The sequence below is a fragment of the Massilia forsythiae genome (assembly GCF_012849555.1).
In the GTDB taxonomy this organism is placed as follows: domain Bacteria; phylum Pseudomonadota; class Gammaproteobacteria; order Burkholderiales; family Burkholderiaceae_D; genus Telluria; species Telluria forsythiae.
Genome location: NZ_CP051685.1, coordinates 6,039,059 through 6,052,520, shown reverse-complemented (window position 1 = coordinate 6,052,520; position 13,462 = coordinate 6,039,059). Strand labels below are relative to the sequence as shown.

General features: G+C 69.9%; 11 protein-coding genes. 5 read left to right on the top strand and 6 right to left on the bottom strand.

Features of this window, described 5'->3' with window-relative positions:
* Nucleotides 1–12: 12 nt before the first annotated feature.
* Nucleotides 13–2,916 (bottom strand): bifunctional diguanylate cyclase/phosphodiesterase, encoded by a 2,904-nt coding sequence (locus tag HH212_RS25440; protein ID WP_229217462.1) that lies wholly within the window; start codon nucleotides 2,914–2,916, stop codon nucleotides 13–15.
* Between the two features lie 93 nt (nucleotides 2,917–3,009).
* Nucleotides 3,010–3,846, bottom strand: coding sequence for a fused MFS/spermidine synthase (locus HH212_RS25435; protein ID WP_170205006.1), 837 nt, complete (start codon nucleotides 3,844–3,846; stop codon nucleotides 3,010–3,012).
* A 244-nt stretch (nucleotides 3,847–4,090) separates the two neighbouring features.
* On the opposite strand from HH212_RS25435, the gene HH212_RS25430 reads away from it, so the two are divergent.
* Nucleotides 4,091–5,266 (top strand): GGDEF domain-containing protein, encoded by a 1,176-nt coding sequence (locus tag HH212_RS25430; RefSeq protein ID WP_170205005.1) that lies wholly within the window; start codon nucleotides 4,091–4,093, stop codon nucleotides 5,264–5,266.
* Nucleotides 5,267–5,473: 207 nt separating this feature from the next.
* Nucleotides 5,474–6,214: a hypothetical protein gene (locus HH212_RS27545; protein WP_229217461.1), complete on the top strand. Its 741-nt coding sequence runs from the start codon at nucleotides 5,474–5,476 to the stop codon at nucleotides 6,212–6,214.
* 15 nt (nucleotides 6,215–6,229) lie between these two features.
* Here HH212_RS27545 and HH212_RS25420 read toward each other — a convergent pair whose 3' ends face one another.
* Nucleotides 6,230–6,541, bottom strand: a complete 312-nt coding sequence (locus HH212_RS25420; RefSeq protein WP_170205004.1) for a hypothetical protein — start codon at nucleotides 6,539–6,541, stop codon at nucleotides 6,230–6,232.
* A 199-nt stretch (nucleotides 6,542–6,740) separates the two neighbouring features.
* On the bottom strand, nucleotides 6,741–7,388 hold the full coding sequence (locus tag HH212_RS25415) for an ABC transporter ATP-binding protein (protein ID WP_170205003.1): 648 nt from the start codon (nucleotides 7,386–7,388) through the stop codon (nucleotides 6,741–6,743).
* A 153-nt stretch (nucleotides 7,389–7,541) separates the two neighbouring features.
* Between HH212_RS25415 and egtD the strand changes: the two genes are divergently transcribed.
* The 3 genes from egtD to HH212_RS25400 are packed head-to-tail and all read left to right on the top strand — an operon-like array spanning nucleotide 7,542 to nucleotide 10,685.
* Nucleotides 7,542–8,507 carry an L-histidine N(alpha)-methyltransferase gene (gene egtD / locus HH212_RS25410; RefSeq protein WP_170205002.1) on the top strand — a complete coding sequence of 322 codons (966 nt, stop codon included), beginning with the start codon at nucleotides 7,542–7,544 and terminating at the stop codon, nucleotides 8,505–8,507.
* A gap of 22 nt (nucleotides 8,508–8,529) precedes the next feature.
* Entirely contained in the window at nucleotides 8,530–9,759 is a 1,230-nt protein-coding gene (gene egtB, locus HH212_RS25405) for an ergothioneine biosynthesis protein EgtB (RefSeq protein WP_170205001.1), read from the top strand.
* Nucleotides 9,756–10,685, top strand: a complete 930-nt coding sequence (locus HH212_RS25400) for a YihY/virulence factor BrkB family protein (protein WP_170205000.1) — start codon at nucleotides 9,756–9,758, stop codon at nucleotides 10,683–10,685. Before egtB ends, HH212_RS25400 begins: the two co-directional genes overlap by 4 nt.
* A gap of 21 nt (nucleotides 10,686–10,706) precedes the next feature.
* Here HH212_RS25400 and HH212_RS25395 read toward each other — a convergent pair whose 3' ends face one another.
* Together HH212_RS25395 and leuA are read right to left on the bottom strand one after the other, a co-directional pair.
* Entirely contained in the window at nucleotides 10,707–11,738 is a 1,032-nt protein-coding gene (locus HH212_RS25395; protein WP_170205697.1) for a cupin-like domain-containing protein, read from the bottom strand.
* Between the two features lie 5 nt (nucleotides 11,739–11,743).
* On the bottom strand, nucleotides 11,744–13,432 hold the full coding sequence (leuA, locus tag HH212_RS25390; RefSeq protein ID WP_170204999.1) for a 2-isopropylmalate synthase: 1,689 nt from the start codon (nucleotides 13,430–13,432) through the stop codon (nucleotides 11,744–11,746).
* Nucleotides 13,433–13,462 lie beyond the last annotated feature (30 nt).

Here is a 13,462-nt window from a genome sequence, read left to right as displayed (position 1 = left end):
CGGACCGGCGGGTCAGCCGCGGCGCGCCAGCGTGCGCCGCTGGCGCAGCAGTTGCTCGAAATCCGCGGCTGGCAGCGGGCGCGAAAAATAGTATCCCTGGATCTCGTCGCAGCCCTGGCGCCGCAGGTAGTCCAGCTGTTCCGCCGTCTCCACGCCTTCCGCGATCACCGACAGGCGCAGGTTGTGGGCCAGCGCGATGATCGAGGCGACGATGGCGGCGTCGTTGGCATCCTCGGTGATGTCGTTGACGAACGAGCGGTCGATCTTGAGCACGTCGATCGGGAAGCGCGACAGGTACGAGAGGCTCGAGTAACCGGTGCCGAAATCGTCGATCGACAGGTGGATGCCCAGCACCTTCATGCGGTGCAGCAGTTCCACCGCCGGCGTGATGTCGCTCATGAACAGGCTTTCGGTCAGCTCCAGTTCCAGGCAGGCCGGCTCCAGGCCGCTGTCTTCCAGCGCCGCCTCGATGCTCGGCAGCAGGTCGGCGGCGCCGAACTGGCGCGCCGACAGGTTCACCGCCACCCGCAGCTTGCCCAGGCCGGCTTCGTGCCAGGCCTTGGTCTGGGCGCAGGCGGTGCGCATCACCCAGGCGCCGATCGGCACGATCAGGCCGGTCTCCTCGGCCACGCCGACGAAGCGCACCGGCGGCACCATGCCCAGTTCCGGATGGCGCCATCGGATCAGCGCCTCCATGCCGACCACCTGGCCGGTACGCAAATCCACCTGCGGCTGGTAGTGCAGCACGAATTCATCGCGTTCCAGCGCATTGCGCAGCGCGCCCTCGATGCGCACGCGCTCCAGCGATTCCTCGTTCATGGCCGGCGTGTGGAACTGGAAGTTGTTGCGGCCCAGCTTCTTGGCGCGGTACATGGCGATGTCGGCGTGTTCGATCAGGCTGTCGGCCGGCAACGCGCCGTGCGCCGGATCGTTGCTCGCCGCATCGTCTCCCGGACGAGCGCCCGCCGGACGAGTGCCCGCATAGGCGGCCACGCCGATGCTGCAGGTGACGAAGAATTCGCTCGGTCCCAGCAGCATCGGCCGGGCCACCGCATCCATCAGGCGCTGCACCACGGCGGCGTCCAGCGGTTCCTGCTGGTGCTCGGACACGATCACCACGAATTCGTCGCCGGACAGGCGCGCCACGGTGTCGCTGTCGCGCAGCGCCGCGCGCAGGCGCGCCGCCACCGTCATCAGGAGCACGTCGCCGGCCTTGTGGCCCATGCTGTCGTTGACGTACTTGAAGCGGTCGAGGTCGATCAGCATGACCCATATGGCGCGCCCGCTGCGATCGGCCAGCGCCACCGCCTGCCCCAGGCGGTCCTGCAGCAGCGAACGGTTGGGCAGGCCGGTCAGCACGTCGTGCTGGGCCACGTGGTGGATGCGCTGCTCGGTGAGCTTGCGCGCCGTGATGTCGCTGCCGGTGCCGCGGTAGCCCTTGAAGCGAGCGCGCTCGTCGAACATCGGCTCGCCGCTGATGCAGAACCAGCGCTCGTCGCCGCCGTCGTCGATGGCGCGGCATTCCAGGTTGCGGAACGGCTGGTGCGCTTCGATCTGCGCGAGGTGCGCGCGGCCGCCGTGGCTGTCGGTCAGCTCGGGCAGCAGCACGTCCCACGGCGTCTTGCCGAGCAGGCGGCCGGTACTGAAGCCGGTCTTTTCGGTGAAGTCGCCGGTCACCTCGACGAAGCGCAGGTCCTGGTCCTGCTCCCAGTACCAGTCGGACGACATCGCCGCCAGCTGGCGGAAGCGCTGCTCGCTGTCCTGCAGCGCTTTTTCGGTCTGCTTGCGCGCCAGCACGTCGTCGATCAGGCGCTGGTTGGCCAGCTTCAGGTCGGCGGTGCGCTGCTGCACCAGTTCCTGCACCTTGCGCGTGCGCTGCCCGGCGGCCTGCACGAAGGCCGTGAGCAGCAGGCTCGACAGGATGCCGCCGCCCAGCAGCAGGAGCGAGCCCAGGTGTGTGGCGACGTAGGGGCGCGGCGCGGCCAGCGCTTCCACGGTCCAGGTCTGGCCGCCGACCGCGAAGCGGTGCAGCGAACGTCCGCTGAAGCCGCCCGCCAGCAGCGCCGGGGGCACGGCGGCGGCGCGGCCCTTGCCGCCGTCGTTGGCGTAGGCCAGGCTGGCCGGCACGGTCGCGGCGCCGGCATACAGGCGCAGCAGGATGCCGTTGTCGGCCTGCAGGCCGGCGTGCGCCAGTGCGGCGTGCGCCAGGCTGCGCACGCACACCACGGCGGCGGTGTCGCCGAGCGGGCGGCCGTCGGCGGCGCTCACCGGCATCACCACCTCGAAGCCGAGGCCGTCGACCGGATCCTGGCCCAGGCGCAGCAGGCCGGTGGCGGCGGCCTCGCCGCTGGCGCGGGCGCGCTCGATGGCGCGCGCGCTGGCGCCGCCGGGGGACGCGTTCAGGCCCAGCAGCGCGCCGTTGCCCTGCATTGGCTCCACGTAGTCGACCACGTCGTAGCGCGCACGGCGCGGCGCCGTGACCAGACGCCCGCCCTGCGATTCGACGATCCGCGTGCCCGGACGCAGCCGTCCCAGCTCGGCCTCGAAGCCGGCGCGCTCGTCGTCCGCCACCATGCGGCGGAAGGTGAGGGCCTGGATATACGGGTTGCGCTGCAGCAGCGGCGCGGTAAAGTCGTGGAATTGCGGCCGCGTCACCGGCTGCACGGTGGTGAACAGCTGGTGGGTGACGTTCAGCACCCCGACCGCTTCGTCCAGGCCGCGCCGCAGGGCGGCGGTGCGCACGCCGGCGGAGCGCTCGAACGCCAGCGCCTGGTTGTCGTATTCCAGGCGCGTGATGGCGCCGCACAACAGCGCGCTGATGCCGAGGCCGCCTGCCAGCGTGAGCAGCGCCGCCGGCGTCAGTGCCCGCCGCTTGCGGCGCGCCGCCTGCCGATTCGTGATGATTTTACTAAGCAACGGATGTGACGATCGCGTTCAGCGACCAGAAGCTTGCCCGTAGGCATAATCGATGGCCAGTGTGTCATACGATCGAAGCTTCCGGCAAATAAATTACCTGCTTGCACGCGTGGCGCCGTCGGAGTGTGGCGGGCTCAAAACAGAACGCCATGTCAGCCATGCAAGCAGCAGCCGGATGCCGAGCCGGTTCAGCCAGCCCAATCCCAGGCCGCGCCGCCGCGCCAGGCGCCGCTGCAGGCGCGCCGCCGGCGCGGCGTCGTCGCGCGCGCGCACGGCGAACACGATACGGTTGTTGCCGGCGACCTTGTCCAGCCAGCAGGTGCGTCCGCCGAATACCGCGTCCAGCGCCGCCAGCACGGCGTGGTAGCGCGTGTCGTAGGTGAACACGTTCGCCACCAGCACGCCGCCCTCGTGCAGCAGCGCGCGGCAGTCGCGGTAGAAGCCGGCGTTGGCGAGCGCGGCGGGCAGGCCGGCGCGGTCGAAGCCGTCCACCAGGATGACGTCGGCGGGTGCGATGTCCGCACAGGGGCGCCCGCTGCGCCTGCCGGCCGGCGCCAGGCAGGCGGCGGCGTCGCCGTGCACGATGCGCAGGCGCGCGTCGTCCTGCGGCACGCAGAACTGCTCGCGCAGGGCGATCACGTCGGCGCGCAGTTCGATGACGGTGATGCGGCAGCCGGGAAAGCGGCGGTAGCAGAACTTCACCAGCGAGCCGCCGCCAAGGCCGACCATCAGGATGTGGCGCGGGCGCGGCACGAACAGCGCGAAGCCCATCATCGCGCGCGTGTAGTCGAGCACCAGCGCGTCCGGGTCCGACAGCAGCATCTCGCTCTGGATGTCGCCCGGCGCGAATTCCAGCGTGCGGCGCCGGCCACGGGTGCGCACCAGCGGCGTGGCGGTGCAGGTGGAGGTCGGGTCGGGATGGCTGGCCATCACGCCAGTGTACAAGGGGAAAGGGCGCAAGGCAGGCAAAGCGGAAGCGTGCGCGGCGCATGGCGGCCGGAAGCGCCCGCCGGGGCCGCCGCCGGCTTGTTGGCGGCGCCGGGTTTCTGCTAAGCTGGCCGGCGCATCCTCAGCGGAGTTCACATGTCCCCACACCCTTCCGGCAGCAGCGTCATCCACCCGTCCGGCCGGCCGGCGCGCGCCCGCGCCGCCGGCCGCACCGGCTGAGGCGCGCATGGACTCGACCACGATGGTACTGGCGCTGGCGCTGGGCAACCTGGCCCTGTGCGCCGCGCTGTTCTTCTTCGAGCACGTGGATGGGCGTCCGGCGGCGCTGTCGGCGTGGGGCTGGGCGCGCCAGTACCAGGCGGCCGGCTGGATGCTGCTGGCGATCGGCGCCTCCGGCGCGATGCCCGAACAGCTGGCGCTGCCGGTGGCGTATGCGCTGGTGTTCGCCGGGGTCACCTGGGAAGCCGGCGCCTTGTGGGAGCGCGCCGGACGGCCGCGCTGGCGCCGCGTGGCCGCGCCGCTGCTCGGCCTGGCCATCGCCGCCTTCATCCTGTGCAACCTGGTCGATCCGATCGGCCTGCGCGCGCTGGCCGCCTCGCTGATCCTGGGCGCCGCCTACCTGGCCGGCGCCGCGGCCCTGGCGCGCGGCTGGCGCAGCGCCTCGATGCTGCAGCGCTTCCTGGCCGTGGCGGGTGCCGTGCTGGCGCTGGTGGTGGGCGCGCGCGGCGTGCTGGTGCTGGCGGCCCCGAGCGGCTGGGGCTGGATGAGCAACGACATGCTGCGCCAGCTGCACGGCGCCGCCCTGTACCTGTCGGCGTTGCTGGGCGCCTTCGGCTGGCTGCTGCTGGGGCGCGAACGCCTGCAGGGCGAACTGGCGCGCCTGGAGGTGGTCGATCCGGTCACCGACCTGCCCAACCGGCGCGGCTTCTTCCAGGCGCTGGCGCCGTGGATGGCGCTGGCGCGCCGCCCCGGCCAACCGACCGCGATCGTGCTGTTCGACCTGGACGGATTCAAGCGCATCAACGACAGCTACGGCCACCCGGCCGGCGACGCCGTGCTGGCGGCGCTGGCCGACGCCTGCAAGCGCCAGCTGCGCGACAGCGACCTGCTGGGGCGCCTGGTCGGCGTCGAGTTCGCGATCCTGCTGCCGCGCACCGGCGCCCAGGAAGCGCTGATGGTGGCCGAGCGCATGCGCGCCGCGGTCGAGGTGCAGGGCGTCAAGACCGAGCGCGCCCTGGTCAAGCTGACCGCCAGCTTCGGCGTCACCACGATCCGCCCGGAAGACAGCAACGTCACCCTGATGGCGCGCGCCGATGCGGCGCTGCGCGCGGCCAAGGCGGCCGGGCGCAACCGGGTCGAGCTGGCGCCGGCGGCGGCGCCGCTGACGCTGCACGAAGAGTGAGGCGGCGCCGCCCGGCACCGCACGCCAGGCGCGCGCCGGGGCAGGCGTCGCGGCCCTGGCCGCCGCAACCGGGGTCATCGGGCGGGGCGCCCCGAGCACGCTTTCGTGCGTGCGCAATGGCGCGATGACGGCCGTGGCGCCATGCTTCCTTCCCCCTCATGGCCGAATCGACTATATTATTTGGTTTGTTTGACGATGGAGTCGGAAATGGCGAGGACAACAGCGGCGGCCAAGGCCGCGCCGAAGGGCGGACGCGCATCAGCGGCGGCGGACGATGCCGTGGGCAAGGCGGTGGGCAGGGCGGGCAAGGCAGGCAGGGCGCCGGGGGCAGCGGCCAAGCCGGCGCCGGATGCAGCGGCGAAGTCGAAGCAGGGCGCGGCGGGCAAGCCTGGTACGAAGGCGGCGGGCGCCACCGGCAAGGCAGGCGGGGCGACGCTCGAACCGGTTGCCAGGGCCGGCGCCAAGCCGGCTGCCAAGACCAGCGCCAAGCCGGCTGCCAGGGCCAGCGCTCGGCAGGTCGCCAAACCGGCCGCCGTGGCAGGCGCCAAGCCCGCCGCCAAACCGGTCGCCGCGGCAGGCGCCAAGGCCGCCGCCAAGGCGCCGGCGAAGCCGGCTGCCGCAGCCGCTGCACTGGCGGCGCGCAAGCTGGTTGCGCCGGCCAAGGCAACGCGCGCGAAATCCGCTGCAGGCACGCAGGCCGGCGGCGCGGCCGCTCGGGTGGCGGCCGTACGCTCGCAACTGGTGCGCGACAGCTTCACCATGCCGGAACAGGAATATGCGGTGCTGGGCGCCGTCAGGCAAGCCTGCCTGCAGGCCGGCTTCGAAGTCAAGAAGAGCGAGCTGCTGCGCATCGGCGTGGCCTTGCTGGGCCAGCTCGACACGGCGGCGCTGCGCGCCATCCTGGCCAGCCTGCCCCAGCTCAAGACCGGACGCCCGCCCGGCGAATGACGCGCGCGGGGGCGATCAATGGTGCACGCGCCCCTCGGGCGGCGTGCGCGAAGCGGCCGTCAGTTCCTTCAGTTCGCGGATCGGGATATTCGATTTCTCGTGCATGCGCAGCAGGATGGTCGCGCCCACGTTCAGCTTGCGGTGGCGGATCTTGCTGATGATCGGCGGCTGCACTTCCAGCACGCGGCACAGCTCCGCATCGTTCTTCAGCTGCATGCGCTGGATCAGGGTGTCGAGCAGTTTATTCGGTACAAAGCTCGACGGTTCCAACTCCCGCGCCCGATGCATGGCATCGAGCAATTCCTGCTTTTTCTGACGTACGCTCATGAACTCCTCCGCAATGGATGAACATTCAGGACCGATCGACTGTCTTGGAGTAACGCCAACCGTCATATTCTGATGCTCTTAGCACGCGCTTTGCACGGGCTATGCGGGGCGGGTTTGTTGGAATACTACTACGAATTTGACAACATGCACGCACTGTTCATGACTAAAAACGCAAAACCTCGGTCTTTCTTCGTGGAACTTACGCTAATTTCAATCCGGAACGCGTGAGCAGCAGCACGCGGTCGGCCAGCGCCGCCGCCGCGTGCGAGTGGGTCACCATGATGGCGCCGGCGCCGCTTTCCTTGATCTCGGCGCGCAGCAGGTGCAGCACGCCGTCGGCGGTTTCCGGGTCGAGGTTGCCGGTCGGCTCGTCCGCCAGCAGCAGGGCGGGACGGTGCACCAGCGCGCGCGCGATCGCCACCCGCTGCAATTCGCCGCCCGACAGCTGGCGCGGAAAGTCGGCGCCGCGTCCCGCCAGTCCGACCGCCTCCAGCATGTGCGCCGCGCGCGCCGGGTCGGGCGCGCCGTTCAGCAGCAGCGGCAGCGCCACGTTCTGCAGCAGACTCAGGTGCGGCAGCACGTGGAAGGCCTGGAAGATGAAGCCCATGCGGGTGCGCCGCAGGCGCGTGGCGGCATCGTCGTCGAGGCCGGACATCGGCATGCCGTCCACCAGCACCTGGCCGCTGTCGGGCGCGTCGAGGCCGGCGATCAGGTTCAGCAGGGTCGACTTGCCGACGCCCGATTCGCCCATCACGGCGACGAATTCGCCCGGCTGGAAGCGGTGCGACAGCTTGGCCAGCACGTTGCGGCCGCCGTAGGATTTGCCGAGGTTGACGAGTTCGAGCATGAAGTCGGTAGGAAAAGGGAACCGCCACTGTATCACGATGCCGGTTTTCAGCTGTCTGGAGGGAAGCTGAACACGCTTGCCAAGGGTGGCGAGCCCTGTAGCGCAAATCGCGTATTATGGCTGAAACGGCAACACCTTCAATCGAGGATTTTCATGCTGAACCAACTTTCGCCGGACGCGCCCGTCCAGGACGCCGGGCTGCACCAGGCCGCCGAGCTCGATGCCAGCCTGCGCGCGCACGAAGCCTTCATCTCGCCCAAGTTTCTGTACGACCCCCTCGGCTCCAAGCTGTTCGAGGCGATCTGCGAACTGCCCGAATACTATCCGACCCGCACCGAGGCGGCGATCTTCGAGGCCCACGGCGGCGAGATCGCGCGCGTCGCCGGCAGCGGCGCCACGCTGATCGACCTGGGCGCCGGCAACTGCGCCAAGGCGGCCAGGCTGTTCCCGCTGCTGCAGCCGGCGCAGTACGTGCCGGTCGACATCTCGGCCGAGTTCCTGCGCGGCGCGGTGGAACGCCTGCGCGACTGCCACTCGCACATCCAGATGACCCCGGTCGGCATGGATTTTTCCAGATCGCTCGACCTGCCCGACAGCGTGCGCGCCGAACGGCGCCTGTTCTTCTATCCCGGTTCCTCGATCGGCAACTTCACCCCGGACGAGGCGCGCGAGTTCCTGCAGCGCGTGCGCGCCGCCTGCGGCCAGGACGGCGGCCTCCTGATCGGCATCGACCTGGCCAAGGATGCCAAGGTGCTGAACGCGGCCTACGACGATGCGCTCGGCGTCACCGCCGCCTTCAACCTGAACGTGCTGCGCCACGTGAACCGCCTGCTGGGCGCCGACTTCGATGTCTGCCACTGGCGCCACCAGGGCTTCTACAACGAACAGGCCGGCCGCATCGAGATGCACCTGGAGGCGCGCTCGGCGCAGCAGGTAACCTGGCGCGGCGGCAGCCGCCTGTTCCAGGCCGGCGAATGGATCCACACCGAGAACAGCTACAAATACAGTCCGAGCGAAGCGGTCGGGCTGCTGGAGCAGTCGGGCTTCGCCGCCACCAAGGTCTGGAGCGACCCGCACAACTGGTTCGCCGTGATCCACGCGCGCGCCGTGTCCCACTGAGCAGAGAACGAGCGGAGCCGCCATGGGAGCCCCCGAACACCGTCCAACCCTCCAGTTCGACCACGTGCGCCAGCGCTCGGTGCACCTGGCCGAACCGCTGTCGCCGGAGGACTGTTGTGCCCAGTCGATGCCCGACGCCAGCCCGGTCAAGTGGCACCTGGCGCACACCACCTGGTTCTTCGAGACCTTCATCCTGGAGCCGCGCGGGGCCGGCTTCCGGCCTTTCCACCCGGCCTTCCGGGTGCTGTTCAACTCGTACTACAACGGCGTCGGCGCCAAGCACCCGCGCCCGCAGCGCGGCCTCCTCACGCGGCCCGGCCTGGACCAGGTGCTGGCCTACCGGCGCGATGTCGATGCGCGCATGGTGCGCCTGCTGGCGCAGTCGCCGCACGACCGCGAGCTGGCGGCGCTGGTGGAACTCGGCCTGCAGCACGAGCAGCAGCACCAGGAACTGATCCTCACCGACCTCAAGCACCTGCTGTCGCATAACCCCCTGTACCCGGCTTACCTCGATTCGCCGCTGGCGGGCGCTGGCCCGGCCGAGCCGCTGGCCTGGATCGCGTTCGACGGCGGCCTGGCCGAGATCGGCCATGGCGGGCACGGCTTCGCCTTCGACAACGAGCTGCCGCGCCACCGCCAGTACCTGGCGCCGTTCGCGCTGGCCTCGCGCCTGGTGAGCAACGGCGACTACCTGGAATTCGTCGAGGCCGGCGGCTACCGCGATCCGTCGCTGTGGCTGTCCGAAGGCTGGGACCTGGTGGCGCGCGGCACACTGCGCCATCCGCTGTACTGGGTCGAAGGAGAAGCGGGAGAAGACTGGCGCGAGTTCACGCTGCACGGCCTGCAGCCGCTCGACCCGGGCCGGCCCGCCACCCACCTGTCGCTGTACGAGGCCGATGCCTATGCGCGCTGGCGCGGTGCGCGCCTGCCCACCGAGGCCGAATGGGAATTCGCGGCGCGCGACGTCGCCATCGCCTGCGGCGACCTGCATCCGCGTGCCGCCGGCAGCGCCGGCCTGGCGCAGATGTTCGGCGAGTGCTGGCAATGGACCAGCAGCAGCTATGCGCCGTACCCAGGCTTCGCGCCGGCCGCCGGTGCGCTCGGCGAATACAACGGCAAGTTCATGATCAACCAGTACGTGCTGCGCGGCTCCTCGTGCGCCACGCCGCACGGCCATGCGCGCGCCAGCTACCGCAACTTCTTCCCGGCCGGCGCACGCTGGCAATTCACCGGGATCAGGCTGGCCCGATGAGCAAGGTGCAAGGCGAAGGACTGCGGCTGCTGAACCGGCGCGTGAACGCCTGGATATTGTCGCACCCGCTCGAGTTCGCGCTGACGGCCGTGAAAGGCTTCCGCGCCAACCAGGGACTGCTGCTGGCCGGCGCGGTAGCGTATTACGCGCTGCTGTCGATCGTGCCGTTCCTGATGCTGGTGGTGGTGGTGCTGTCGCATTTCATCGACCAGCAGGAACTGCTCACCACGCTGCGCCGCTACCTGGAGCTGATCGTACCCGGCCAGTCCAAGCCGCTGGTGGCCGAGGTGGCGCACTTCCTCGACACGCGCGACCTGATCACCTGGGTGCTGGCCGGCACCATGCTGTTCTTCAGTTCGCTCGCCTTCACGGTGCTGGAAAACGCCATGAGCGTGATCTTCGTGCACCGCGTGGCGATCCGCCGGCGCCATTTCCTGATTTCTGCGCTGCTGCCGTACTGCTACATCCTGGCGCTGGGCGTGGGCGTGATGATCGTGACCCTGGTGGCCGGCACCCTGCAGGTGATCGGTTCCGAATACGTCGACCTGTTCGGCTACCGCTGGTCGCTGCACGGCGTCTCGGGCGCGCTCTTGTACCTGCTCGGGCTGGCCGGCGAAATCCTGGTAGTGACCTCGATCTACATGGTGATGCCGGTCGGGAACCTGCGCCTGCCGCAGGCGCTGCTGGGCGGCGTCACCGCGGCGCTGCTGTGGGAAATCGCGCGCCACGTGCTGGTGTGGTACTTCACCACCCTGTCGCAGGTGAACGTGGTGTACGGCTCGATGACCACCGCCATCGTGGTCATGTTCAGCCTGGAAATCGCCGCCACGCTGCTGCTGTTCGGCGCCCAGGTGATCGCCGAGTACGAGCGCGTCGGCGAGAACAAGGTGGGGCAGGAGCCGGCGCCGCTGCGCACCGGTCCCTGAACGCGCAGGACGCGCCGCGCGTCAGGCCGGTTGCCGCAGCCCCGCGCTGCCCTGCAGGGCCAGCGGCATGGCCCTGGCCCAGCGGTTGGCCGACAGGGAGAAGGTCAGCGCACGCACCTGGTGGTACCAGCCGGCCGGCACGTACAGCATCTCGCCGGGTTCGACGATGCATTCGGTCACGTGCGCCTGGCGCGCCAGCGGAAAGCGCGCGAAGTCCGGCGCTTCCGGATCGAACGGCGAGCCGAACAGGATGGCGTTGGCCTCGCGCACGTACAGGAATGCGTCGTGGTGCGGCGGCGCCAGCATGATGCGCTTGCGGCCCCAGACCTGGGCGAACAGGTTGTCGTCGTAGTCGCAATGCAGCGGCGTCACCGTGCCGGTCGGGCCGAGCCAGAAGCGCGGCGGCCCCATCTTGTCGAACCAGGCCGGCCAGTGGCACATGCCGTTCAGCTCGCGCAATTCCAGGTTGCCGACGTAGGGCGGCGGATGGCCGGCGGCGCCGGGATCGCTGCCGCCGTTGCCTGTCACGAGGTCGAGGTACTCTCCCAGCAGCAGGTCGCGCATGGGCCGGTCCGGCGCGAACGCGGTGTCGATGTAGTCGCCCACGCGCGCCCGCACCGGCACCTGGCCGAAGCGTTCGCGCAACGCCTGCGGGCCGAGCGCGCGCAGCGGCCAGCGCGGCACCACGCCGGTCACCAGGAACGGCAAACCGGCAGCGGCCTGCGCACGGAAGGCGGCGGCGTCGGGACGGTGCAGGCGCGGCACGGAAGCCAGCGGCGGCAGTGTACGCGCGGCCTGGCGGAGGGCGTCGCGCATGGCCTGCATCGAGACCACGCCGCGCACCTGCGCATCGCGCCGTTCGCGCGCCAGGCGCGCGGCGGCGGCATCGCCGTCGCGCGTCGAGCGCGGTTGCGGCGGCAGGCTGCGCGCAGGGGTGGCGCCCGCTGGAGCGCCGGTTGCCGGAGCGCCGGCCGCCGCATCGTCGCCAGCCGGATGGTCGACCCTCGGGTCGCCGGCCGTCGATCCCGCGCCGCGCGGGTCTTGCCCGTGCATCACGCTCAAGCGGCGCGCGCCACCGGCGCCTGGGCACCCTGCGCCAGCTGGCGGTTCACCGCCGACAGCACCGCCTTGAACGACGCCGTCAGGATGTTGCTGTCGATGGCGGCGCCGAACAGGGTCGGGCCGTTGCCCAGGCGCAGCTCGACGTAGCAGGCGGCGCGTGCGTCGGCGCCGGAACCGATCGCGTGCTCGTGGTAATCCATCAGGCGGATGTCCAGGCCGAGTGCGTTGACGAAGGCGTCGATCGGGCCGTTGCCGTGGCCCTGGTGGGTCTTCGGCACGTGCCGTTCCTGCAGCGACACTTCGATCTGCACGCGCTGCTCGCCTTCGCTGTCCTCGGTCATGCGGTGCGCCGTGTAGCGGTAGGCGGCATCGTCCTGCTCGAAGTATTCCTTGGCGAACAGGGCGTGGATGTCGGCCGCGGCCACTTCGCGTCCGCTGGCGTCGGCATGGCGCTGCACGACGCGCGAGAATTCGATCTGCAGGCGGCGCGGCAATTCCAGGCCATACTCCTGTTCCAGCAGGTAGGCCATGCCGCCCTTGCCGGACTGGCTGTTGACGCGGATGACGGCGTCGTAGCTGCGGCCCAGGTCGGCGGGGTCGATCGGCAGGTAGGGCACTTCCCACAGTGCGTCCGCCTGCTGCTTGGCGAAGCCCTTCTTGATCGCGTCCTGGTGCGAGCCGGAAAAGGCCGTGAACACCAGGTCGCCCACGTACGGATGGCGCGGGTGCACCGGGATCTGGTTGCACTCCTCGACCAACTGGCGGATGCTGTCGATGTCGGAAAAATCCAGGCCCGGATGCACGCCCTGCGTGTACAAATTCAGCGCCAGCGTCACCAGGTCGACGTTACCGGTGCGCTCGCCGTTGCCGAATAAACAGCCCTCGACGCGGTCGGCGCCGGCCATCACCGCCAGTTCGGCGGCGGCCACCGCGGTGCCGCGGTCGTTGTGCGGGTGCACGCTGATGACCAGGCTGTCGCGGTCGTTCAGGTTGCGGCACATCCATTCGATCTGGTCGGCATACACGTTCGGCGTCGCCGCTTCCACGGTGGACGGCAGGTTGACGATCATCTTGTTGGCCGGGGTCGGCTGCCACACGGCGCCGACGGCGTCGACGATGCGCTTGGAGAATTCCAGTTCGGTGGTCGAGAACGATTCCGGCGAGTATTCCAGGCCCCACTCGGTGTCCGGGTGCTGCGCCACCAGTTCCTTGATCAATTGCGTGCCCTTCACCGCGATCTGCACGATCTGGTCTTCGTCCATGCCGAACACCACGCGGCGGAACACCGGCGCCACCGAGTTGTACACGTGCACGATGGCGCGCCTGGCGCCGATGCAGCTGTCCACGGTCCGGCGGATCAGCTCGTCGCGCGCCTGGGTCAGCACGATGATGGTGACGTCGTCCGGAATCCGCTTTTCCTCGACCAGCATGCGCACGAAGTCGAAGTCGGTCTGCGACGCGGACGGGAAGCCGACCTCGATCTCCTTGATGCCCACCTGCACCAGCTTTTCGAAGAAGCGCAGCTTCTTGTCCAGGCTCATCGGCTCGATCAGCGCCTGGTTGCCGTCGCGCAGGTCGGTGCTCATCCAGATCGGCGGATGGGTGATGGTCCGGCTCGGCCACTGGCGCTCGGCCAGCGGAACGGCGGGGAAGGGACGGTACTTGGCGGCGGGATTGATCAACATGGCGGCTCCTTAGGTTTGTATGCAGGGGTC

Excerpts from the sequence above, each read along its gene's own strand:
- HH212_RS25395 (WP_170205697.1), bottom strand. The coding sequence starts at position 11,738 with ATGCACGGGCAAGACCCGCGCGGCGCGGGATCGACGGCCGGCGACCCG.
- HH212_RS25420 (WP_170205004.1), bottom strand. The coding sequence starts at position 6,541 with ATGAGCGTACGTCAGAAAAAGCAGGAATTGCTCGATGCCATGCATCGG.
- HH212_RS25435 (WP_170205006.1), bottom strand. The coding sequence starts at position 3,846 with ATGGCCAGCCATCCCGACCCGACCTCCACCTGCACCGCCACGCCGCTG.
- HH212_RS25400 (WP_170205000.1), top strand. The coding sequence starts at position 9,756 with ATGAGCAAGGTGCAAGGCGAAGGACTGCGGCTGCTGAACCGGCGCGTG.
- HH212_RS25415 (WP_170205003.1), bottom strand. The coding sequence starts at position 7,388 with ATGCTCGAACTCGTCAACCTCGGCAAATCCTACGGCGGCCGCAACGTG.
- leuA (WP_170204999.1), bottom strand. The coding sequence starts at position 13,432 with ATGTTGATCAATCCCGCCGCCAAGTACCGTCCCTTCCCCGCCGTTCCG.
- egtB (WP_170205001.1), top strand. The coding sequence starts at position 8,530 with ATGGGAGCCCCCGAACACCGTCCAACCCTCCAGTTCGACCACGTGCGC.
- HH212_RS27545 (WP_229217461.1), top strand. The coding sequence starts at position 5,474 with ATGGCGAGGACAACAGCGGCGGCCAAGGCCGCGCCGAAGGGCGGACGC.
- HH212_RS25430 (WP_170205005.1), top strand. The coding sequence starts at position 4,091 with ATGGACTCGACCACGATGGTACTGGCGCTGGCGCTGGGCAACCTGGCC.
- egtD (WP_170205002.1), top strand. The coding sequence starts at position 7,542 with ATGCTGAACCAACTTTCGCCGGACGCGCCCGTCCAGGACGCCGGGCTG.